The following is a 21,596-nucleotide window of genomic DNA, read 5'->3' as shown; positions in this document are numbered from 1 at the left end:
TCTTAAAACGCAACCACCTTAAGGCCGCTTCCGGCGGGTAGATGCCAGACGAAGCGGCAGGCCAAGGAGGAAAAGTCAGCGAGCAGGGAAGGGCAAGAACCAAGCCTTGGAAACGCAAAACGGCGCCCGAAGGCGCCGTTTTGTTTACTGCATCAACTTAAGCGATCAAACCCCCAGCACCGCGTGCTGCACCAGCGTCAGCAACGGTTGTGGGTACACGCCCAGGAAGAACGCGAGCAGGGCGATGGCCAGCAGCATTACGCCGCCTGCCTTCTGTTCCCAATGCAACTCGGCATCCACACGGCGCAGGTTTGGCTCGATCAGGTACAGGGTGACCATCACGCGCAGGTAGTAGAACACGCCGATGGCGCTGCCCAGTACCAGCGACGCGACCAGCCACCATTGGTGAGCTTCGACGCCGGTGGCGACGATGTAGAACTTGCCGATAAAGCCGGCCGTCAGCGGGATACCGGCCAGGGACAGCATCATCACGGTGAGTACGGCGGTCAGGTACGGACGGCGCCAGAACAGGCCGCGGTATTCGTACAGGGCGTCGGCGTCACGGCCTTTGTACGGCGAGGACATCAGGGTGATCACCCCGAACGCGCCGAGGCTGGTGATCACGTAGGTGACCAGGTACACGCCGATGGCTTCAACGGCCAGGCCTTTGCTCGCCACCAGGGCGATCAGCAGGTAGCCGAAGTGAGCGATGGACGAGTAACCCAGCAGACGCTTGAGGTTGTTCTGGGTCAGGGCCAGCAGGTTGCCGAACAGGATCGACGCAATGGCGATCACAGTCAGCACGTTGCTCAGCACACCGGTATTGGCGGCAGGCGAGATCTGGAACAACCGCACCATCACCGCGAACACCGCCACTTTCGATGCCGTGGCCAGGAACGCGGCCACCGGCGCCGGGGCGCCTTCGTACACGTCCGGGGTCCACAGGTGGAAAGGCACCAGGGAAAGCTTGAACGCCAGGCCGATCAGCATCATTGCCAGGCCCAATTGGGCGATTGGCGCAGGGCTATTGGTGGCGGCCAGGGCGTGGCCGATACCGGTGAAGCTCAGGCTGCCGGCTTCGGCGTAGAGCAGGGCCATACCGAACAGCAGGAACGCGGAACCGGCGGCCGACAGCACCATGTACTTGATGCCGGCTTCCAGGGACCGCTTGTTGAAGAAGGCATAGGCCACCAGGCCGTAGGTCGGGATCGACAACAGTTCCAGGCCGATGAACAGGCCCGCCAGGTGCTGTGCGCTGACCAGCACGATACCACCAGCCGCAGCCAGCAGAATCAGCAGGTACAGCTCTTCCTTGTTGCCCGGATAGCCGGTGCCGCCTTCGCCGAGGTAGGCGTGGGCGAGGGTGACGCAAGCCAGGGTCGCGACCAGGATCAGCGCGATGTACAGCAGCGCGAAGTCATCGACCATCATCAACGGCGTAACCGCCAGTGGCGCGACCTTGAGGGCCGGGATGATCGACAGCAGGGCCAGGTTCAAGCCGGCACAGGACAGCAGGAACGTTTGCGAGTGATTGCGGCGCCAGGCGATCGCCAGCATCACCACCACGATGGTGAGGCTGGTGATCAGCAGCGGCGCAAGCGCGATAAAGTGTTGGATCGTGAATTCCATAGCGCTCTTACCGGGCCGAAGCGAGTTGAGAGAAGGCGGTGCCGAACCACTGCTGCACGCCATGCATCGTGGCGGCGGAAGTGTCCAGGAACGGCTGCGGGTACACGCCGATGTAGATCAGCAGTACCGCCAGGCCGAGCACCATGATCAGTTCGCGCGCATCCATCCCTTGCAGGACGGTGTCGGACTTGGCCGGGCCGAAGTAGGCGCGGTGGATCATGATCAACGAGTAGACCGAACCGAACACCAGGCCGGAGGTGGCAATGGCGCTGATCCATGGCGTCTGCACGAAGGCACCCATCAGGATCAGGAACTCGCCGATGAAGTTACCGGTACCCGGCAAGCCCAGGGAGGCAGCGGCGAAGAACAGGCTGATTGCCGGCAGGTAAGCGATGCGCGACCACACGCCACCCATTTCACGCATGTCACGGGTGTGCAGGCGCTCATACAGCTGGCCACTCAGGATAAACAGGGCAGCGGCCGAGACACCGTGGGCCAACATCTGGATCACCGCGCCCTGCAGCGCCAACTGGCTGCCGGAGTAGATGCCGATCAGTACGAAACCCATGTGGGAAACGGACGAGAAGGCGATCAGACGCTTGATGTCGGTTTGTGCGAACGCCAGGAACGCACCGTAGAAGATCCCGATCAGACCCAGGGTCATCGCAATCGGCGCGAACTCGGCCGAGGCATTCGGGAACAGCGGCAGGGCGAAACGCAGCAGGCCGTAGGCAGCGGTTTTCAGCAGGATACCGGCCAGGTCCACGGAACCGGCGGTTGGCGCCTGGGCGTGGGCATCCGGCAACCAGGAGTGGAACGGCACCACCGGCAGCTTCACCGCGAAGGCGATGAAGAAGCCCAGCATCAGGATGTACTCGGTGGTCAGGGACATCTTGGTTTTCAACAGGTCGGCGTAGTTGAAGGTAATCACGCCGGTGTAGTTGAAGTTGACCAGTACCAGGCCCAGGATCGCCACCAACATGATCAGGCCGGAAGCCTGGGTGAAGATGAAGAACTTGGTCGCCGCGTAGATCCGGGTTTTCTTGCCGTCCGAAGAACTGTGACCCCAGAGCGCGATGAGGAAGTACATCGGCACCAGCATCATTTCCCAGAAGAAGAAGAACATGAACAGGTCCAGCGCAAGGAACACGCCGACCACACCGCCCAGGATCCACATCAGGTTCAGGTGGAAGAAGCCCACGTGACGCTGGATCTCTTTCCAGGAGCAGAGTACCGAGAGGATACCCAGCAGGCCGGTCAGCAGGATCATCAACAGCGACAGGCCGTCGAGGGCCAGGTGCACGTTAATGCCGAAGCGCTGGATCCACACGTGCTTGAATTCAAGCGCGAAGGTTGGATCGACACCCGGAGCCGGCGCGAATGAATAGTCGCCATGGGCCCACAGCCAGAGGCCGAGCGCGAGTTCCAGGGACATGGTCAGCAACGCAATCCAGCGGGGGAGGGTGGCGCCGAAGCGTTCACCCATCCAGCAGAGCAGGCCGCCGATAAAGGGGATCAGGATTAGCCAGGGCAGAATCATGACAGGCTCGTTTCCTTTCGCAAGTTCGCAAAGTTCATATCAGACCGCTACCACTACGATGGCGCCGATCACCAGCACGGCACCGGCCGCCATGGAAGCTGCATACCAACGCAATTGCCCTGTCTCGCTACGGCTCAGTGCGGTGTGACCGCCCTTGGCTGCACGTGGGATCAAACCGATGGTCTGGTCCAGCGGGTCTTTGCGCAGTACATGGCTGATCGCAAGGTAAGGCTTGACGAACAGTTTGTCGTAGATCCAGTCGAAGCCCCAGGCGGCGAACCACCAGGCCGACAGGAAGCGGCCAATACCGCTGTTGGCCACGGCGGTCACGAAGCGACGCTTGCCGAGGAACAACAGGGCCGCCAGCAGAATACCGGCAATGGCGATGGCACCCGAGGCGATTTCCAGGCTGTGTTTGGCGTCGCCGCCGGCATGGCCGACGCTCTCCGGCAGTACACCGGCCAGTGGCGGAGTGATCAGGGCGCCGATGAAGGTCGACAGGATGATCAGCACCGACAGTGGCAACCAGTGCGAGATACCGTGGCCGGCGTGCGCTTCGGTCTTGGCTTCACCGTGGAAGGTGATGAAGATCAGGCGGAAGGTGTACAGCGAGGTCATGAACGCACCCACCAGGCCTGCGTACAGCAGGTTCTGGTTACCGCTGGCAAAGGCTTCCCAGAGGATTTCGTCCTTGGAGTAGAAACCGGCGGTCACCAGCGGCAGCGCGGCGAGCGCGGCACCACCGACGATGAAGCTGGCGTAGGCCAACGGCAGTTTCTTCCACAGGCCACCCATCTTGAAGATGTTCTGCTCGTGGTGGCAGGCAACGATCACTGCACCGGAGGCGAGGAACAGCAGGGCCTTGAAGAAGGCGTGGGTCATCAGGTGGAAGATCGCCGCGTCCCAGGCGCCAACGCCCAGGGCCAGGAACATGTAGCCGATCTGGCTCATGGTCGAGTAGGCGAGGATACGCTTGATGTCGGTCTGCACCAGCGCGGCGAAGCCGGCCAGTACCAGGGTCACGCCACCGACGATGCCTACCAGGTGCAGGATGTCCGGCGCCAGGGTGAACAGGCCGTGGGTACGCGCGATCAGGTAGACGCCGGCGGTCACCATGGTCGCGGCGTGGATCAGTGCCGACACCGGAGTAGGGCCGGCCATTGCATCCGCCAGCCAGGTTTGCAGCGGCAGTTGCGCGGATTTACCCACGGCGCCGCCCAGCAGCATCAGGGTCGCCAGGGTGATCCAGAAGTCGCCGACCTGGAATTTCTGCGGTGCCAGCACCAACAGTTCCTGGATGTTCAGCGTGCCCACCTGTTGGAACAGGATGAACAGGCCGATGGCCATGAACACGTCGCCGATACGGGTAACGATGAACGCCTTGAGTGCCGCGTTACCGTTGTTGCGGTTGCTGTAGTAGAAACCGATCAACAGGTACGAGCACAGGCCCACGCCTTCCCAGCCGAAGTACAGGAACAACAGGTTATCGCCGAGCACCAGGAACAGCATGCTGGCGATAAACAGGTTGGTGTACGAGAAAAAGCGCGAGTAACCGGCTTCACCGCGCATGTACCAGGAGGCGAACAGGTGGATCAGAAAGCCTACACCCACCACCACGCCGAGCATGGTGATCGACAGGCCATCGACGTAGAGGGCGAAGTTGGGCTTGAAGCCTTCCACCGACATCCACTGCCACAGCACCAGGGTGTAGTGACCGCCTTCCGGCGGCGCCACGTTGAATTGCCAGATGACGTAGGCGGCGACGATGGCCGACAGGCCAATGGAGCCCACGCCGATCAGGGCCGAGAGGTTTTCCGACCAGCGTCCACGAGAGAACGACAGCAGCAGGAAACCGATCAGGGGAAATACGAAAGTCAGAAAGATCATGTTCATCCGCGCATCTCACTGGCAGCGTCGATATCAAGCGTGTGGAAGCGACGATACAGTTGCAGCAGGATCGCCAGGCCGATACTGGCCTCGGCGGCTGCCAGGCTGATCACCAGGATGAACATGACTTGTCCATCCGGCTGGCCCCAACGGCTACCCGCCACGATGAACGCCAATGCCGCTGCGTTCATCATGATTTCCAGGCTCATCAACACGAACAGAATGTTACGGCGAACCATCAGGCCGACCAGGCCAAGGCAGAACAGGATGCCGGCGACCGCCAGACCATGCTCCAAAGGGATAGCAGGCATCGTCATTGCTCCTTGGCTTCGTTGCGGCCCAAGTGGAAGGCGGTGATGGCTGCGGCGAGCAGCAGCATCGAAGCCAGTTCGACCACCAGCAGGTACGGGCCGAACAGGCTGACGCCCACGGCTTTCGCATCGACGGTGGTGTGGCCGATGGCCTGGCCGCTCTGGTGAGCGAACAGCACATACAGCAGTTCAGCCAGCAGCAACGCTGCCAGCACAACCGGGCCAAGCCAGATGCCGGGCTTGAGCCAGACGCGTTCCTGGGCGACCGAGGCCGGCCCCAGGTTGAGCATCATCACCACAAACACGAACAGCACCATGATGGCGCCGGCGTAGGCGATCACTTCCAGCACACCGGCGAACGGTGCGCCGAGTGCGAAAAAGGTCATGGCCACGGCGATCAGCGAAATGATCAGGTAGAGCAGGGCGTGCACAGGGTTGGTGTTGGTGATCACGCGAAGCGTGGACACAACCGCGATACCCGATGCGAAATAGAAAGCGAATTCCATCTTTCTTCCTTAAGGCAGCAAGCTCTTCACGTTGATCGGCTCGGCTTCGTTTTGTGCGGCGCCCTTGGGCTTACCGGCAACGGCCATACCTGCAACACGATAGAAGTTGTAATCAGGGTTTTTACCGGGACCAGAGATCAGCAGATCTTCTTTCTCGTACACCAGGTCCTGACGTTTGAACTCGGCCATCTCGAAATCCGGCGTGAGCTGGATCGCGGTGGTCGGGCAAGCTTCCTCGCAGAGGCCGCAGAAAATGCAGCGCGAGAAGTTGATACGGAAGAAGTCCGGGTACCAGCGACCGTCTTCGGTTTCAGCTTTCTGCAGGGAGATGCAACCCACCGGGCACGCCACGGCGCACAGGTTGCAGGCTACGCAACGCTCTTCACCATCGGGGTCACGGGTGAGTACGATGCGGCCACGATAGCGCGGCGGCAGGTACACCGCTTCTTCCGGGTATTGCAGGGTGTCGCGTTTGCGAAAGCCGTGACCGAACACCATCACCAGGCTTCGCAACTGGGTACCGGTACCCTTAACGATGTCGCCAATATATTTGAACATGGGTCAAATCCTCACTGAACCGCGGCTGCTGGCGTGTTCAACAACACGACGGCGGCCGTCACCAGCAAATTGATCAGGGTCAGCGGCAGGCAGAATCTCCAGCTGAAATCCATCACCTGGTCATAGCGCGGGCGCGGAATCGAGGCGCGCAGCAGGATGAACAGCATGATGAAGAACGCGGTCTTCAGGAAGAACCAGAAGAAGGCCAACTGCGGCAGGATGCCAAACGGACCGTGCCAGCCGCCAAAGAACAGCGTCACCAGCAGGGCCGAGATCAAGATGATGCCGATGTACTCACCGACAAAGAACATGCCCCACTTCATGCCGGCATATTCAATGTGGTAACCGTCGGCCAGTTCCTGCTCCGCTTCCGGCTGGTCGAAGGGGTGACGGTGAGTCACGGCTACGCCAGCGATGAAGAAGGTGCAGAAGCCAAAGAACTGCGGAATGATGAACCACAGGTTCTGTGCCTGGTACTCGACGATATCGCGCATGTTGAACGAGCCAACCTGCACCACGATGCCCATCAGTGCCAACCCCATGAATACTTCATAGGATACGGTTTGCGCCGAGGCCCGCAAGCTGCCCAGCAGGGCGAACTTGTTGTTGCTCGACCAACCGGCGAACAGCACCGCATACACCGACAGACCCGCCATGGCGAAGAAGAACAGCAGGCCGATGTTCAGGTCCGCCACGCCCCAGGTCGGGGTGATCGGGATGATCGCGAAGGCGATCAGCAAGGCGCTCATGGCCACCACCGGTGCCAGGGTGAAGATCACCTTGTCGGCAAACGGCGGGGTCCAGTCTTCCTTGAAGAACATCTTGAGCATGTCGGCGGCGATCTGGAACATGCCGAACGGGCCAACGCGGTTCGGACCGTAACGGTCCTGCCACCAGCCCAGCAGGCGACGTTCGACGAAGCTGAGCAAAGCGCCCGCAACGACCACGGCCAACAGGATCACGATGGCCTTGACGACCGAGATGATCACGTCGATCACTTCAGGGGTGAACCAGGTCATTGCGCTGCCTCCTGCAGACCGTCAACGGTTTGGCCAAAGATCGCTGGAGGAATACCGGCGATGCCTTTAGGCAGTGCAACCAGGCCGGCACCCAGCTCTTCGTTGATGCGCAGCGGCAGACGCAAGGTCTGGCCGGCCACGTTCAGGCTGAGCAGGGCACCGTCGTTGACGCCCAGGCGGTCGGCTTCGGACTTGGCCAGGGCCACGTAGGCGGCTGGAATGCGTTCTTGAACCGGCGCGGCCTTGGAAGAGTTCTCTTCGCTGCCGAACAGGTGGAAAAACGGCACGACCTGCCAGGTACCCGGCGCCGGGTTGAACGGACGCGGTACGGCGGCGAACCAGTTCAGCGAATCACCGGTGCTTTCGATCAGGCGGGTGCCTGGGTCGCCAGCGCGGATGTGACCACCGACTTCGTCCTGGAACTTGTTCCAGGCCTGCGGCGAGTTCCAGCCCGGCGACCAGGCGAATGGCACCTGCTGACGTGGCTCGACCGAACCCGAGTAACCTTCCATGGAGAAGGCGAACGCGGTGTCGGCGTCTTGCGGGGTACGCGGTTCGTGCACGCTGATGTTGGCGCGCATGGCGGTACGACCGGAGTAACGCAGCGGCTCACGGGCCAGTTTCAGCCCCTTGATGCGGAACGCGGCGGACGGCGCGGCATCGACGATGCGCGCCAACTGCGGTGCGCTGGCGGCGGTCGCGGCGGTGACGTGGTCCAGCTGGGTCCAGTCGATCGGCTGGTTCAGCAGGGTCGCGCGCAGGGCATGCAGCCAGCGCCAGCCTTCGTGAACCAGGATGCTGGCGTCCATGTATTTCGGATCGAACACCTGGAAGAAGCGCTGGGCGCGGCCTTCCTGGCTGACCAGGGTACCGTCGCCTTCGGCGAAGGTAGCGGCTGGCAGTACCAGGTGCGCACGCTCGCTGGTGGCGGTCTTCTGGTGATCGGCCACGATCAGCACCTTGGCGGCGTTGAGTGCAGCGTCAACCTTGGCCGCAGCGGTGCGGGTGTACAGGTCGTTTTCCAGGACCACGATGGCGTCGGCGTGGCCGTCGGTCACCGCTTGCAAGGCCGCGTCCACGGACTCGCCACCGAGCATGGCCAGGCCAAGGCTGTTGGCTTCCGGTACGACCAGGCTGATGGAGCCGTTCTTGTCGCGCAGCTTCAGGGCCTTGGCGATGTTGGCGGCGGCTTCGATCAGCGCCTTGGAACCCAGCGAGGTACCGGCGATGATCAGCGGGCGCTTGGCGGCCAGCAGGGCGTCGGCGATGCGCTGGGCCAGTGCCACGGCTTCAGTGTCCAGGCCGTCAACGGCAGGCGCGCTGGCGTCGAGGGCGTGGGCCACGGCGAAGCCGATGCGCGCCAGGTCGTCCGGTGCGGCGTGGACGCATTCTTCGGCGATGTCGTCGAGCTTAGTTTCAGCCAGGGAAGCGATAAACAGCGGGTTCAGCGCGTGCTGGCCGATGTTTTTCACCGCGGCGTCGAGCCAGGGCTGGACGCGCATGGCATCGGCCATTTCCTCGGCCTTGCCTTTGACCGACTGACGCAGCGACAGCGCGATACGCGCGGCGGTCTGGGTCAGGTCTTCACCGAGCACGAAGATCGCATCGTGGTCTTCGATGTCGCGCATGTTCGGCACTGGCAGCGGGCTGTCGTTCAGCACTTGCAGGACCAGGCGGATACGTTCCAGCTCGCCGGCTTCGATACCGCAGTAGAAGTGCTCGGCGCCGACCAGCTCACGCAACGCGAAGTTGCTTTCGAGGCTGGCGCGCGGCGAACCGATACCGACGATGTTACGGCCACGCAGCAGGTCGGCGGCCTTGTCCAGCGCGGCGTCCAGGCTCAGCTTGGCGCCATCGGCCAGCAGCGGCTGGCGTGGACGGTCTTCGCGGTTGACGTAGCCATAGCCGAAACGGCCACGGTCGCACAGGAAGTACTGGTTGACCGAACCGTTGAAGCGGTTTTCGATACGACGCAGTTCACCGTAGCGCTCGCCCGGCGAGATGTTACAACCGCTGGAGCAGCCATGGCAGATGCTCGGCGCGAATTGCATGTCCCACTTACGGTTGTAGCGCTCGGAGTGGGTCTTGTCGGTGAACACACCGGTCGGGCAGACCTCGGTGAGGTTGCCGGAGAATTCGCTTTCGAGCACGCCGTCTTCAACGCGACCGAAGTACACGTTGTCGTGGGCGCCGAATACGCCCAGGTCGGTGCCGCCGGCGTAGTCCTTATAGAAACGCACGCAACGGTAGCAGGCGATGCAGCGGTTCATTTCGTGGGAGATGAACGGGCCGAGGTCCTGGTTCTGGTGGGTACGCTTGGTGAAGCGATAGCGGCGCTCGTTGTGGCCGGTCATCACCGTCATGTCTTGCAGGTGGCAGTGACCGCCTTCCTCACAGACCGGGCAGTCGTGGGGGTGGTTGGTCATCAGCCATTCGACGACACTGGCGCGGAACGCCTTGGATTCATCATCGTCGATGGAGATCCAGGTGTTGTCGGTGGCTGGGGTCATGCAGGACATGACGATACGACCACGGGTGTCGTTCTCGTCGGTGTACTGCTTGACCGCACACTGGCGACAGGCACCGACGCTACCGAGCGCGGGGTGCCAGCAGAAATACGGGATGTCGAGGCCGAGTGACAGACATGCCTGTAACAGGTTGTCCGCCCCATCGACTTCGAGCGCTTTGCCGTCTACGTGGATAGTGGCCATGGTTCAAAGTTCTTCGTTGGCCCGTTGTCAGCGGGCGTGGCTAATGGAATCTTGTTATTCATGTGCATCTACACAGCCATCAAGGCGTCCGCACATGAGAAAAGCGAAAGGCACGAACCCTTCGCTTCTTTAAGCTCTACGCACCGACCATGGTCGGTGATACCACCTGAGTCAGTTCGCCCGCGCGGTTTGGCGCGATGCCGGCCTCGAATTCAGGGCGGAAGTATTTGATTGCGCTGCCCAATGGTTCCACGGCGCCCGGTGCGTGCGCACAGAAGGTCTTGCCTGGGCCGAGGAAGCCGACCAGGCCCAGCAGGGTTTCGATGTCGCCCTCGCGGCCTTCGCCATTTTCCAGGGCCATCAGCAGCTTGACGCTCCATGGCAGACCGTCACGGCAAGGGGTGCAGAAGCCGCAGGATTCGCGGGCGAAGAACTGCTCCATGTTGCGCAGCAGCGAGACCATGTTCACCGTGTTGTCCACCGCCATCGCCAGGCCAGTACCCATCCGGGTGCCCACCTTGCCGATACCGCCGGCATACATCTGCGCGTCCAGGTGCTCGGGCAGCAGGAAGCCGGTGCCGGCGCCGCCTGGCTGCCAGGCCTTGAGGGTGTAGCCGTCGCGCATGCCGCCGGCGTAGTCCTCGAACAGCTCGCGCGCGGTCACGCCGAACGGCAGCTCCCACAGGCCAGGGTTCTTGACCTTGCCGGAGAAGCCCATGAGCTTGGTGCCCATGTCTTCACTGCCTTCGCGGGCCAGGGATTTGTACCAGTCCACGCCGTCGGCGATGATCGCCGGCACGTTGCACAGGGTCTCGACGTTGTTCACGCACGTCGGCTTGCCCCACACGCCCACGGCGGCGGGGAAGGGCGGCTTGGAGCGCGGGTTGGCGCGGCGGCCTTCGAGAGAGTTGATCAGTGCGGTTTCTTCACCGCAGATGTAACGCCCGGCGCCGGTGTGCACGAACAGTTCGAAGTCGAAACCCGAACCCAGGATGTTCTTGCCCAACAAGCCTGCCGCCTTGGCTTCAGCCACGGCACGGTTGAGGTGCTTGGCGGCGGTGGTGTATTCGCCACGCAGGAAGATGTAGCCACGGTAGGTTTTCAGCGCGCGGGCGCTGATCAGCATGCCTTCGATCAGCAGATGGGGCAGTTGCTCCATCAGCATGCGGTCTTTCCAGGTGTTGGGCTCCATTTCATCCGCGTTGCACAGCAGGTAGCGGATATTGATGGATTCGTCTTTGGGCATCAGGCCCCACTTCACGCCCGTGGGGAAGCCTGCGCCGCCGCGGCCCTTGAGGCCGGCGTCTTTCACGGTCTGGACGATGTCGTCCTGGGCCATGTCGGCGAAGGCCTTGCGCGCGGCGGCGTAGCCGTTCTTGGCCTGGTACTCGTCGAGCCACACAGGCTCGCCGTCGTCACGCAGGCGCCAGGTCAGCGGGTGGGTCTCGGCCGAACGCTTGATCAGGTTGGCCGGGCCGAAGGAAGTCAGGGTCATGGGTAGCCCTCGAGCAATTGGGTCACGCCAGCAGGCTGTACGTCACCGAATGTGTCGTCGTCGATCATCAACGCCGGCGCCTTGTCGCAGTTGCCCAGGCAGCACACTGGCAGCAGCGTGAAGCGGCCGTCTGCGGTGGTCTGGCCCAGGCCGATGCCCAGCTTGGCCTGGATCTCGCTGACCACGGATTCGTGGCCACCGATGTAGCAGACCATGCTGTCGCACACGCGAATGATGTGGCGGCCGACCGGTTGACGGAAGATCTGGCTGTAGAACGTCGCCACGCCTTCAACGTCGCTGGCCGGGATGCCAAGGATCTCGCCGATGGCGTAGAGGGCGCCGTCCGGCACCCAGCCGCGTTCCTTCTGCACGATCTTCAAGGCTTCGATCGACGCCGCGCGCGGGTCTTCGTAGTGGTGCAGCTCGTGCTCGATGGCCGAGCGCTCGGTTTCACTCAAGGTGAAACGGTCTGTCTGGATAAGCGTGCTGTTCATGCTTAGCGGTCCACGTCGGCCATAACGAAATCGATACTACCCAGGTACGCAATCAAGTCCGCGACCATCTCGCCTTTGATCACCGAAGGGATCTGCTGCAAGTGCGGGAAGCTTGGGGTGCGAATCCGGGTGCGGTAGCTCATGGTGCCGCCATCGCTCGTCAGGTAATAACTGTTGATGCCCTTGGTCGCTTCAATCATCTGGAAGGACTCGTTGGCCGGCATGACCGGGCCCCACGAAACCTGCAGGAAGTGCGTGATCAGGGTTTCGATGTGCTGCAGCGTGCGCTCTTTGGGCGGCGGCGTGGTCAGCGGGTGATCCGCCTTGTACGGACCTGCCGGCATGTTGCGCATGCACTGCTCGATGATCTTCAGGCTCTGGCGCATTTCTTCGACGCGCACGATGCAACGGTCGTAGGCATCGCCATTCACGGCTGTCGGAATTTCGAACTCGAAGTTCTGGTAGCCGGAGTATGGGCGCGCTTTGCGCAGGTCGAAATCGAGCCCGGTGGAACGCAGGCCGGCACCGGTGACGCCCCATTCCAGGGCCTCTTTGGTGTTGTACTGGGCCACGCCGATGGTACGGCCCTTGAGGATGCTGTTATCCAGCGCGGCCTTTTGGTATTCGTCCAGACGCTTGGGCATCCAGTCGATGAATTCCTTGACCAGGCGCTCCCAGCCATTGGGCAGGTCGTGGGCCACGCCGCCAATGCGGTACCAGGCTGGGTGCAGACGGAAGCCGGTGATGGCTTCGATGACCTTGTAGGCGCGTTGACGGTCGGTGAAGGTGAAGAACACCGGGGTCATGGCGCCGACGTCCTGGATGTACGTACCCAGGAACAGCAGGTGGCTGGTGATCCGGAAGAACTCGGCCATCATGATGCGGATGGTGTCGACGCGGTCGGGTACCGTGATGCCGGCCAGCATCTCGACCGAGAGCACGTACGGCAGGTTGTTCATCACGCCGCCGAGGTAGTCGATACGGTCGGTGTACGGGATATAGCTGTGCCAGGACTGGCGCTCGCCCATCTTCTCGGCACCACGGTGGTGGTAGCCGATGTCCGGAACGCAGTCGACGATTTCTTCGCCGTCCAGTTGCAGGATGATACGGAACGCACCGTGAGCCGAAGGGTGGTTCGGGCCCAGGTTGAGGAACATGTAGTCCTCGTTGGTGCCGGAACGCTTCATGCCCCAGTCTTCCGGGCGGAAGCGCGCAGACTCTTCTTCGAGCTGCTGCTTGGCCAGGTTGAGGGTGAACGGGTCGAATTCGGTGGCGCGGGCAGGGAAGTCCTTGCGCAGCGGGTGACCTTCCCAGGTCGGCGGCATCATGATGCGCGACAGGTGCGGGTGGCCGGGGAAGTCGATACCGAACATGTCCCAGACTTCGCGTTCGTACCAGTTGGCGTTCGGCCAGATACCGGTCACGCTCGGCACGCTCAGGTCGCCCTCGGACAGCGCGACCTTGAGCATCACGTCGCTGTTACGTTCAAGCGACATCAGGTGATAGAACACGGTGAAATCGGCGCCGCTCGGCAGGCCTTGACGCTTGGTGCGCAGACGCTCGTCCACGCCATGCAGGTCATAGAGCATGACGTACGGCTTGGGCAGGTTGCGCAGGAAGGTCAGGACTTCGACAAGCCTGGCACGCGCCACCCACAGCACCGGCATGCCGGTGCGTGTGGCCTGGGCGGTGAAGGCGTCAGGGCCAAAACGGTTATTGAGTTCGACGACCACATCCTGGTCGTCTGCCTTATAAGGCGGGATGCGTAGAGCACTGCCTGTAGTCATGGTTTTTTATCGCTTTCGGTCAACGTAAAGAATGAAGCCAGGTTTTCGTTCTATTTAAAGAAGCGGGCTGGATCAGACTTCGTCGGGGCTGCGCAGGTTGGTGACCTGAATACGCTGTTCGCGGCGCTGTTCCTTTTGGGACGGCATCTCGGCGCGATACACGCCTTGATCACCGACCACCCAGGAAAGTGGGCGACGCTCCTTGCCAATCGATTCCTGCAGCAGCATCAAGCCTTGCAGGAATGCTTCGGGGCGGGGCGGGCAGCCAGGCACGTAGACGTCCACGGGCAGGAACTTGTCCACCCCTTGAACGACCGAGTAGATGTCGTACATGCCACCGGAGTTGGCGCACGAACCCATGGAGATAACCCATTTCGGTTCGAGCATTTGCTCATAGAGACGCTGAATGATCGGCGCCATCTTGATGAAGCACGTACCGGCGATAACCATGAAATCCGCCTGGCGCGGTGATGCCCGGATAACTTCGGCGCCAAAGCGCGCGATGTCGTGGGGCGCCGTGAAGGCGGTGGTCATTTCCACGTAGCAGCACGACAGACCGAAGTTGTACGGCCACAGGGAGTTTTTACGCCCCCAGTTGACCGCGCCACTCAGCACGTCTTCGAGCTTGCCCATGTAGATGTTTTTGTGGACTTGGTCTTCTAACGGGTCGGAAACGGTTTCTCGTTCGCCGATGGGGTACTGCTCGTTAGGAGCATCCGGGTCGATCCTGGTGAGATTGTATTGCATCGCCAAAGCCTCATTGTTTCAGCTTCGCTTGCCGCTTACGACGAGCTTCCGGAGCCCAGTCAAGGGCGCCCACTCGAAATAGGTAGACAAGGCCTGCCAACAGAATTGCTATGAAAACGAGGGCTTCGACGAATCCGGTCCAGCCGCTTTCGCGAACGGACACAGACCAGGCAAAGAGAAAGAGGGCTTCGATATCGAAGATCACGAAGAGCATCGCGACCAGATAGAATTTGGCTGAGAGCCGCAAGCGGGCGCCACCTGTAGGTAGCATGCCGGACTCGAACGGTTCGTTTTTGCTGCGGCCCCAGGCTTTTGACCCGAGAAGGCTGGAGACGCCAAGCATGAAGGCGCAAAGGCCTACAACACCGAGAAGGAAAATGGCAAAGCCCCAGTTGTGGGCCATGAGTCCTGTCGCGTCGGTCATGCTGGAAATCCTTAACAGAGAGCAAAGGTCTCTGAGCTCGAAAAAGTAACGATGCAGTGACGATATGTCGCACTGCAATCAATCGCGGTGATTTTATGGCTAAACACCGGGCAAGTAAAATTCCTGTGGCGAAATTATTCGGTGGAATAAGCACATAGTGCACCTTTGTGGGGCTCAAGCCCTTGCGTAGTGGGCATTAGGGGGCTTTTCATCAAATGTGTTTTGTTTTAGCTGTAACGAAGTTTCTGCGCGCCAAATGATAATGAATATTGTTTGCGCAGGTTTTAAGCGAATGTTTCTCATGTGGCGGGGAAGTTACCGTTACTTGGTTGAATGCTGTTTAGTTGCTGCAGCGGTTCTTTTAACCGATCGGACCTGTGCGGATACCGCTCTGGATCAATCTTTTGCGCAAAAAATCCCAGGGCTGCATGCATTCTGGTGTGGGAGGGGGCTTGCTCCCGATAGCGGTGGGTCAGCTCCAAATAAGCTGACTGATATACCGCAATCGGGGGCGAGCCCCCTCCCACATTTGCTTTTTTGTATTGCTGAAATAAAAAACGCCCCGAACCAGTCGGGGCGTGATTGTGATGCGGCACTGCGGTTAGGTCTTCCCTGGGGCCGCAATGGCCGTGTACGCGGTGCTTAGTGGAACTGCTCTTCTTCGGTCGAGCCGGTCAGCGCGGTGACGGACGAGGTGCCACCCTGGATTACGGTGGTCATGTCGTCGAAGTAACCAGTGCCCACTTCCTGCTGGTGAGCCACGAAGGTGTAGCCTTTGGCGGCGTCAGCGAACTCCTGCTCCTGCAGCTTCACGTAGGCGGTCATGTCGTTGCGGGCGTAGTCGTGCGCCAGGTTGAACATGCTGTGCCACATGTTGTGAATGCCAGCCAGGGTAATGAACTGGTGCTTGTAGCCCATGGCAGACAATTCGCGCTGAAACTTGGCGATGGTCGCGTCGTCCAGGTTCTTCTTCCAGTTGAAGGAAGGCGAGCAGTTGTAGGACAGCAGTTGGTCCGGGTATTCCTTTTTGATCGCTTCGGCGAAGCGGCGGGCTTCGTCCAGGTCCGGCTTGGCGGTTTCGCACCAGATCAGATCGGCGTACGGCGCATAGGCCAAGCCGCGGGCGATCGCCTGGTCAAGACCGGCGCGCACTTTGTAGAAACCTTCCTGTGTACGCTCGCCGGTCACGAACGGCTGGTCGTAAGGGTCGCAGTCCGAGGTCAGCAGGTCGGCGGCGTTGGCATCGGTGCGCGCCAGGATGATGGTCGGCGTGCCGGCAACGTCAGCGGCCAGACGGGCAGCGGTCAGCTTCTGTACGGCTTCCTGAGTGGGCACCAGAACCTTGCCGCCCATGTGGCCACATTTTTTCACCGAAGCCAGTTGGTCTTCGAAGTGCACGCCCGCAGCGCCAGCCTCGATCATGCTTTTCATCAGCTCATAGGCGTTGAGTACGCCACCGAAACCAGCTTCAGCGTCCGCCACGATAGGCGCGAAGTAATCGATGTAGCCTTCATCGCCCGGGTTCTTGCCGGCTTTCCACTGGATCTGGTCGGCACGGCGGAACGAGTTGTTGATGCGCTTGACCACGGTCGGTACGGAGTCCACCGGGTACAGCGATTGGTCGGGGTACATGGATTCAGCGGAGTTGTTGTCCGCTGCCACTTGCCAGCCGGACAGGTAGATCGCCTGGATACCGGCTTTTACCTGTTGCACTGCCTGGCCGCCAGTAAGGGCGCCCATGCAGTTGACGAAATCTTTGTCGGGGCGAAAGGACGGCTTGGCACCTTGGGTGACCAGGTTCCACAGCTTCTCGGCGCCGAGTTTTGCAAAGGTGTGCTCAGGCTGGACCGAGCCACGCAGGCGGACGACGTCAGCAGCGGAATAAGCGCGGGTCACGCCTTTCCAGCGTGGGTTTTCAGCCCAGTCTTTTTCAAGGGCTGCAATTTGCTGTTCGCGTGTCAGTGCCATGGGGAAAAACCTCGTCGCATAGGTCTAGGTGGAAAATTCCATTTGCCAGCCGCGTAGTCAGTACGTGGTTATGGCTGCTCGCTGACCAGAAGCTCAGGCGGTCAAGCCGGGTTTGGCGGGGAGGGCGACGGGATGAACGATTGGCTCAAAGGCGGAATTGAGCAGGTAAGGGCAAACTGCGAACGGTCTTCGGGCATCGTGGGCCTTCGTACGATCCATCAGTGTGTAGCCGGGTTACCTGGTTAGCTTCCGTCCCTCGGGACAACTTCGTTCCAGTCGCAACCAACGTCAAACACACCTTGTGGGCGGTACAGACACGAATCGGCTCAGGTGGGTAGTTTAGAGCGGCGATCCGAAGGCCCTTGCCAGGGCCCCTGATTAGCGGGAGCGAGGCCATCATGCCCATGCTTTTTTGGCTCGTCAAACGTTTTGTAGTGCTTTTTTTAAAGCACTACATCTTTGGTCTAATACGACTCGCCAGTCAGTTTTCGGTGCTTCAGTTCAGCGTGTCGACTTTGACCCGCACCGTCAGGTCGTCACGGCCCTGAGTAGAGTAGCTGCGGGTTGTAGAGGATTTGTCGGCTTGGGTTTCACGGTTGATGCCAGCCAGCGTGATCCACTCGCCCAGGCGACCGCTGACGCTTGTGTCGGTACTTTGTACGTTCACTACATCGGGACGTTCCTGGCTCATGCGGTCACGGTTGGTACTGATGGCGAGGTGAACGGTCTCGCCGGTGACGCTGGCGGTCACGTAAAAGCCCTGGGTGACGTTGCGATACTGGGTCTGGTTCTGCAGGCGCCCGTAACTGTCCTGCTGGGTGGTGGTCAGCGGTACGCTTTGGCCGACCTGAATCAGCGCGGGTACGCCTTCACTGGCCTGGATCTGCTGGATACCGCCGTCGCGGCTGGTGGTGCCGTAGCTGATGATGCGGGTCTGGCTGTCGCCGCTGTTCTGCTGATTGTTTTCATTGGTGTCGACGGTGATCAGCAAACGCTTGGCGGGCGTGTCCAATTGGCCAAGCAGCGCGCGCAACGCCTCGATCTTGCCCGGTTCGGCGTTGACGATCAATTGGTTGCCATAGGCGCTGACGGTGCCGTCCTTGCCGATGAAATTCTGTGCGACCGGCAGCAGGTCGGCGCTGGTGCGGTTGCTCAGGTTGACGACCTGGGTGTCGGCCATGGCCGAGACGCTCGCGGTCAGGATGAGAGCGGTGAGCAGGGTGCGTAGGGACATGTCCGTGATCTCTGCAATTCATTTGGCGTGATAGTGCCAGTTTGTCGGCTTGGCAGCGCGCAAGTTGAATCGTAGACGGCAAAATGCCCTGGCATGGCAGGGCATTTTGGGTGTTGCTGAAATAGTCATCGGGGGCAAGCCCCCTCCCACATTTTGACCGAATACATCCTTTGGAATGCGGTCAAGTGTGGGAGGGGGCTTGCCCCCGATGGTGGCGACGCGGTCTGGAATCAGCCCTCACGCACCATATCGACATGGGGAATCCCGACTTCCAGGAATTCCTCGCTGACGATCTTGAAGCCAAGTCGCTCATAAAATGGCGCCGCGTACACCTGCGCACTGAGAAACTGCTTGGTCTGGCCGCGTTGCTCAGCCTGGCCAATCACTGCTTCCATCAGCTTGTCGCCGACCTTCAGCCCGCGCCAGTCCTTGAGCACCGATACGCGCCCGATCTCGCCACTGGGCAACAAACGAGCCGTGCCAATCGGAAAGTCGCCTTCGAATGCCAGGAAATGCATGGCGCCGGCGTCGTCCGCATCCCACTCCAGCTCCGGTGGAACCGATTGTTCAGCGATAAATACCGCTTCACGAATGCGCCGAATCTCGTCGATATCCTTTCGCCAGTCCGCGACACTTACGTGAATCTTATTCATCCGCAAACCCCAGGCTGCCTTGCTTGACCAATTCGCACAGCAGGTCGCGACCGTCTTCGTCGGCCAGCCAAACGCCGAGGTTTTCGCTGTGCAGGGCGTCTGCCGAGCACACCAGCTTCAGCAGTTCGCGCAGTTTGCCCGGCAGGTAACGGCTCTGGCCGCTGGCGAACAGCAGTACGTCGTCGTCCACTTCCGACCAGGCCAGGCGCGCGCTTGGGTTGCGCACCAGGATCGCGCCGTCTTGCAGGCTGCTGATGAAATCCTCCTCGCCCACCTCTTCGCCCGCCACCAGCTCCGGGTAGCGCGGTTCGGTCATGAACTGGCCGAACCAGGTCAGCAGCATGCGCTCGTCGCTCATGTGCTCGGCCAACAGGCTCTTGAGGCGGTCCAGTGCATCGCTCTGGATCTGGTGCGGGTCGCTGACCGGCTGGGCGTCGGCGTCGGTGTAGCGCTCTTCGTCGGTCAGGTACTGGCTGAGGAAGTCGGTGAAGTGGGTCAGCACTTCGGCCGCGCTCGGGGCGCGGAAGCCTACCGAGTAGGTCATGCAGTCGTCTTCGGCAATGCCGAAATGCGCCAGGCGCGGCGGCAGGTACAGCATGTCGCCCGGCTCGAGCACCCACTCCGCGCTTTCTTCGAATTCGGCGAGGATGCGCAGGTCGGCGTGCTGCAGCAGCGCACTTTCAGAACTGCACATCTGGCCGATCTTCCAGTTGCGCTTGCCCTGGGCCTGCAGCAGAAATACGTCGTAGTTGTCGAAGTGCGGACCGACGCTGCCACCCGGCGCGGCGAAGCTGATCATCACGTCGTCGATGCGCCAGCTCGGCAGGAAGCGGAAGTGCTCGAGCAATTCGGCAACTTCCGGCACGAACTGGTCGACCGCCTGCACCAGCAGGGTCCACTCACGCTCGGGCAGGGTGCTGAAGGCGTCTTCGGCGAACGGGCCGCGACGCAGCTCCCACGGACGTTCGCCGTGTTCGATCACCAGGCGCGACTCGACTTCTTCTTCCAGGGCCAGGCCGGCCAGTTCGTCGGCGTCGATCGGGCTTTCGAAATCAGGGATGGCCTGGCGGATCAGCAGTGGCTTTTTCTGCCAATAATCGCGCAAAAATTCGCGTGCCGTGATGCCGCCCAGAAGTTGAAGAGGAATATCAGGATTCATGTGTAACCTATTGAAAAAAAGCACTTTTAAGACAGGAATAAAAACGCCCGGCGCGGCCGGGCGTCTTAAAGGGTCGTGCGCTGATCAGATGCGTTTGGCTTGCTGGACGGCGTTGCCGATGTAGTTGGCCGGGGTGAGCAGTTTCAGCTCGGCCTTGGCAGCGGCTGGCATGTCCAGGCCGTCGATGAAAGTTTGCAGTGCGTCGGAGGTAATCCCCTTGCCGCGCGTCAATTCTTTCAGCTTCTCGTACGGGTTTTCGATGTTGTAGCGGCGCATTACGGTCTGGATCGGCTCGGCCAGAACTTCCCAGCAGGCGTCCAGGTCAGCGGCAATTTTCTGCTCGTTGAGCTCCAGCTTGCTGATGCCTTTGAGGCTGGCTTCGTACGCGATCACGCTGTGGGCAAAGCCCACGCCGAGGTTGCGCAGTACGGTGGAGTCGGTCAGGTCGCGCTGCCAGCGCGAGATCGGCAGTTTGCTGGCCAGGTGCTGGAACAGCGCATTGGCGATGCCGAGGTTGCCTTCGGAGTTTTCGAAGTCGATCGGGTTGACCTTGTGCGGCATGGTCGACGAACCGATTTCACCGGCAATGGTGCGCTGCTTGAAGTAGCCCAGGGAGATGTAGCCCCAGATATCGCGATCGAAGTCGATCAGGATGGTGTTGAAGCGCGCGATCGCGTCGAACAGCTCGGCGATGTAGTCGTGAGGTTCGATCTGCGTGGTGTAGGGGTTGAAGCCCAGGCCCAGCTCGTCTTCGATGAAGGCGCGCGCGTTGGCTTCCCAGTCGACCTCGGGGTAGGCCGACAGGTGAGCGTTGTAGTTGCCTACCGCGCCGTTGATCTTGCCCAGCAATGGCACGGCGGCGACTTGAGCGATCTGGCGCTCCAGGCGGTACACCACGTTGGCCAGTTCTTTACCCAGGGTGGTCGGCGATGCCGGCTGGCCATGGGTGCGCGACAGCATCGGCACGGCGGCGAAACGGATGGCCAGCTCACGAATGGCGTCGGCGGTCTGGCGCATCAGTGGCAGCATCACGTCATCACGGCCTTCGCGCAGCATCAGGGCGTGGGACAGGTTGTTGATGTCCTCGCTGGTGCAGGCAAAGTGGATGAACTCGCTGACCTGGGCCAGTTCCGGCAGCTTGGCCGCTTGTTCCTTGAGCAGGTATTCGATGGCTTTGACGTCGTGGTTGGTGGTGCGCTCGATCTCTTTCACACGCTCGGCGTGCTCCAGGGAGAAGTTTTCCGCCAGGGTGTTGAGCACAGCGTTGGCTTGGGCGGAAAACGCCGGCACTTCGCTGATGGCAGGGTGAGCGGCCAGGCGCTGGAGCCAGCGCACTTCAACCAGGACACGGGCACGGATCAGGCCGTACTCGCTGAAAATTGGGCGCAGGGCCTGGGTTTTGCCGGCGTAGCGGCCGTCAACAGGGGAAACCGCAGTGAGCGAAGAAAGCTGCATGGGGTGTTCTCGGACAGTC

General features: G+C 61.0%; 18 protein-coding genes. All 18 read right to left on the bottom strand.

Annotated elements, in window-relative coordinates:
* Nucleotides 1–165: 165 nt before the first annotated feature.
* Entirely contained in the window at nucleotides 166–1,629 is a 1,464-nt protein-coding gene (nuoN, locus tag QF045_RS18400) for an NADH-quinone oxidoreductase subunit NuoN (protein WP_124367423.1), read from the bottom strand.
* A gap of 7 nt (nucleotides 1,630–1,636) precedes the next feature.
* Nucleotides 1,637–3,169: an NADH-quinone oxidoreductase subunit M gene (gene nuoM, locus QF045_RS18395; protein ID WP_306493471.1), complete on the bottom strand. Its 1,533-nt coding sequence runs from the start codon at nucleotides 3,167–3,169 to the stop codon at nucleotides 1,637–1,639.
* Between the two features lie 39 nt (nucleotides 3,170–3,208).
* Nucleotides 3,209–5,062 carry an NADH-quinone oxidoreductase subunit L gene (gene nuoL / locus QF045_RS18390; protein ID WP_306493470.1) on the bottom strand — a complete coding sequence of 618 codons (1,854 nt, stop codon included), beginning with the start codon at nucleotides 5,060–5,062 and terminating at the stop codon, nucleotides 3,209–3,211.
* On the bottom strand, nucleotides 5,059–5,367 hold the full coding sequence (gene nuoK, locus QF045_RS18385; RefSeq protein ID WP_003219560.1) for an NADH-quinone oxidoreductase subunit NuoK: 309 nt from the start codon (nucleotides 5,365–5,367) through the stop codon (nucleotides 5,059–5,061). The genes nuoL and nuoK overlap by 4 nt, the downstream gene beginning before the upstream one ends.
* A 2-nt stretch (nucleotides 5,368–5,369) precedes the next feature.
* A complete protein-coding gene (gene nuoJ / locus QF045_RS18380; protein ID WP_124387136.1) occupies nucleotides 5,370–5,873 on the bottom strand; it encodes an NADH-quinone oxidoreductase subunit J in 504 nt (167 codons plus the stop codon).
* 9 nt (nucleotides 5,874–5,882) lie between these two features.
* On the bottom strand, nucleotides 5,883–6,431 hold the full coding sequence (gene nuoI / locus QF045_RS18375; protein ID WP_003174725.1) for an NADH-quinone oxidoreductase subunit NuoI: 549 nt from the start codon (nucleotides 6,429–6,431) through the stop codon (nucleotides 5,883–5,885).
* An 11-nt stretch (nucleotides 6,432–6,442) separates the two neighbouring features.
* Nucleotides 6,443–7,450, bottom strand: a complete 1,008-nt coding sequence (nuoH, locus tag QF045_RS18370) for an NADH-quinone oxidoreductase subunit NuoH (RefSeq protein ID WP_003174724.1) — start codon at nucleotides 7,448–7,450, stop codon at nucleotides 6,443–6,445.
* Entirely contained in the window at nucleotides 7,447–10,161 is a 2,715-nt protein-coding gene (gene nuoG, locus QF045_RS18365; RefSeq protein ID WP_306493469.1) for an NADH-quinone oxidoreductase subunit NuoG, read from the bottom strand. Before nuoG ends, nuoH begins: the two co-directional genes overlap by 4 nt.
* A 136-nt stretch (nucleotides 10,162–10,297) precedes the next feature.
* Nucleotides 10,298–11,656: an NADH-quinone oxidoreductase subunit NuoF gene (gene nuoF, locus QF045_RS18360; protein ID WP_306493468.1), complete on the bottom strand. Its 1,359-nt coding sequence runs from the start codon at nucleotides 11,654–11,656 to the stop codon at nucleotides 10,298–10,300.
* Nucleotides 11,653–12,150, bottom strand: a complete 498-nt coding sequence (gene nuoE, locus QF045_RS18355) for an NADH-quinone oxidoreductase subunit NuoE (RefSeq protein ID WP_003232080.1) — start codon at nucleotides 12,148–12,150, stop codon at nucleotides 11,653–11,655. Before nuoE ends, nuoF begins: the two co-directional genes overlap by 4 nt.
* A gap of 2 nt (nucleotides 12,151–12,152) precedes the next feature.
* Nucleotides 12,153–13,937, bottom strand: a complete 1,785-nt coding sequence (gene nuoC / locus QF045_RS18350) for an NADH-quinone oxidoreductase subunit C/D (RefSeq protein ID WP_306493467.1) — start codon at nucleotides 13,935–13,937, stop codon at nucleotides 12,153–12,155.
* A 72-nt stretch (nucleotides 13,938–14,009) separates the two neighbouring features.
* Nucleotides 14,010–14,684 carry an NADH-quinone oxidoreductase subunit B family protein gene (locus QF045_RS18345; protein WP_003219572.1) on the bottom strand — a complete coding sequence of 225 codons (675 nt, stop codon included), beginning with the start codon at nucleotides 14,682–14,684 and terminating at the stop codon, nucleotides 14,010–14,012.
* A 10-nt stretch (nucleotides 14,685–14,694) separates the two neighbouring features.
* Nucleotides 14,695–15,108 (bottom strand): NADH-quinone oxidoreductase subunit A, encoded by a 414-nt coding sequence (locus QF045_RS18340; protein ID WP_003192109.1) that lies wholly within the window; start codon nucleotides 15,106–15,108, stop codon nucleotides 14,695–14,697.
* A gap of 642 nt (nucleotides 15,109–15,750) precedes the next feature.
* Nucleotides 15,751–17,076, bottom strand: a complete 1,326-nt coding sequence (gene aceA / locus QF045_RS18335; RefSeq protein WP_003174717.1) for an isocitrate lyase — start codon at nucleotides 17,074–17,076, stop codon at nucleotides 15,751–15,753.
* 496 nt (nucleotides 17,077–17,572) lie between these two features.
* Nucleotides 17,573–18,310: a secretin N-terminal domain-containing protein gene (locus QF045_RS18330; RefSeq protein ID WP_306493466.1), complete on the bottom strand. Its 738-nt coding sequence runs from the start codon at nucleotides 18,308–18,310 to the stop codon at nucleotides 17,573–17,575.
* A gap of 230 nt (nucleotides 18,311–18,540) precedes the next feature.
* The gene (locus tag QF045_RS18325; RefSeq protein WP_306493465.1) at nucleotides 18,541–18,963 is read right to left on the bottom strand and encodes a GNAT family N-acetyltransferase; all 423 of its coding nucleotides are present in this window, start codon (nucleotides 18,961–18,963) and stop codon (nucleotides 18,541–18,543) included.
* Entirely contained in the window at nucleotides 18,956–20,122 is a 1,167-nt protein-coding gene (locus tag QF045_RS18320; RefSeq protein ID WP_306493464.1) for a cupin domain-containing protein, read from the bottom strand. The genes QF045_RS18325 and QF045_RS18320 overlap by 8 nt, the downstream gene beginning before the upstream one ends.
* An 84-nt stretch (nucleotides 20,123–20,206) precedes the next feature.
* A complete protein-coding gene (purB, locus tag QF045_RS18315) occupies nucleotides 20,207–21,577 on the bottom strand; it encodes an adenylosuccinate lyase (protein WP_306493463.1) in 1,371 nt (456 codons plus the stop codon).
* Nucleotides 21,578–21,596 lie beyond the last annotated feature (19 nt).

It is taken from the genome of Pseudomonas sp. W4I3, assembly GCF_030816195.1.
Lineage (GTDB): Bacteria > Pseudomonadota > Gammaproteobacteria > Pseudomonadales > Pseudomonadaceae > Aquipseudomonas.
This window is presented reverse-complemented; position numbering and strand designations above follow the sequence as displayed.

Coding starts and splice junctions, on each gene's coding strand:
- nuoN (WP_124367423.1), bottom strand. CDS start 1,629: ATGGAATTCACGATCCAACACTTTATCGCGCTTGCGCCGCTGCTGATC.
- nuoM (WP_306493471.1), bottom strand. CDS start 3,169: ATGATTCTGCCCTGGCTAATCCTGATCCCCTTTATCGGCGGCCTGCTC.
- nuoL (WP_306493470.1), bottom strand. CDS start 5,062: ATGAACATGATCTTTCTGACTTTCGTATTTCCCCTGATCGGTTTCCTG.
- nuoK (WP_003219560.1), bottom strand. CDS start 5,367: ATGCCTGCTATCCCTTTGGAGCATGGTCTGGCGGTCGCCGGCATCCTG.
- nuoJ (WP_124387136.1), bottom strand. CDS start 5,873: ATGGAATTCGCTTTCTATTTCGCATCGGGTATCGCGGTTGTGTCCACG.
- nuoI (WP_003174725.1), bottom strand. CDS start 6,431: ATGTTCAAATATATTGGCGACATCGTTAAGGGTACCGGTACCCAGTTG.
- nuoH (WP_003174724.1), bottom strand. CDS start 7,450: ATGACCTGGTTCACCCCTGAAGTGATCGACGTGATCATCTCGGTCGTC.
- nuoG (WP_306493469.1), bottom strand. CDS start 10,161: ATGGCCACTATCCACGTAGACGGCAAAGCGCTCGAAGTCGATGGGGCG.
- nuoF (WP_306493468.1), bottom strand. CDS start 11,656: ATGACCCTGACTTCCTTCGGCCCGGCCAACCTGATCAAGCGTTCGGCC.
- nuoE (WP_003232080.1), bottom strand. CDS start 12,150: ATGAACAGCACGCTTATCCAGACAGACCGTTTCACCTTGAGTGAAACC.
- nuoC (WP_306493467.1), bottom strand. CDS start 13,937: ATGACTACAGGCAGTGCTCTACGCATCCCGCCTTATAAGGCAGACGAC.
- QF045_RS18345 (WP_003219572.1), bottom strand. CDS start 14,684: ATGCAATACAATCTCACCAGGATCGACCCGGATGCTCCTAACGAGCAG.
- QF045_RS18340 (WP_003192109.1), bottom strand. CDS start 15,108: ATGACCGACGCGACAGGACTCATGGCCCACAACTGGGGCTTTGCCATT.
- aceA (WP_003174717.1), bottom strand. CDS start 17,076: ATGGCACTGACACGCGAACAGCAAATTGCAGCCCTTGAAAAAGACTGG.
- QF045_RS18330 (WP_306493466.1), bottom strand. CDS start 18,310: ATGTCCCTACGCACCCTGCTCACCGCTCTCATCCTGACCGCGAGCGTC.
- QF045_RS18325 (WP_306493465.1), bottom strand. CDS start 18,963: ATGAATAAGATTCACGTAAGTGTCGCGGACTGGCGAAAGGATATCGAC.
- QF045_RS18320 (WP_306493464.1), bottom strand. CDS start 20,122: ATGAATCCTGATATTCCTCTTCAACTTCTGGGCGGCATCACGGCACGC.
- purB (WP_306493463.1), bottom strand. CDS start 21,577: ATGCAGCTTTCTTCGCTCACTGCGGTTTCCCCTGTTGACGGCCGCTAC.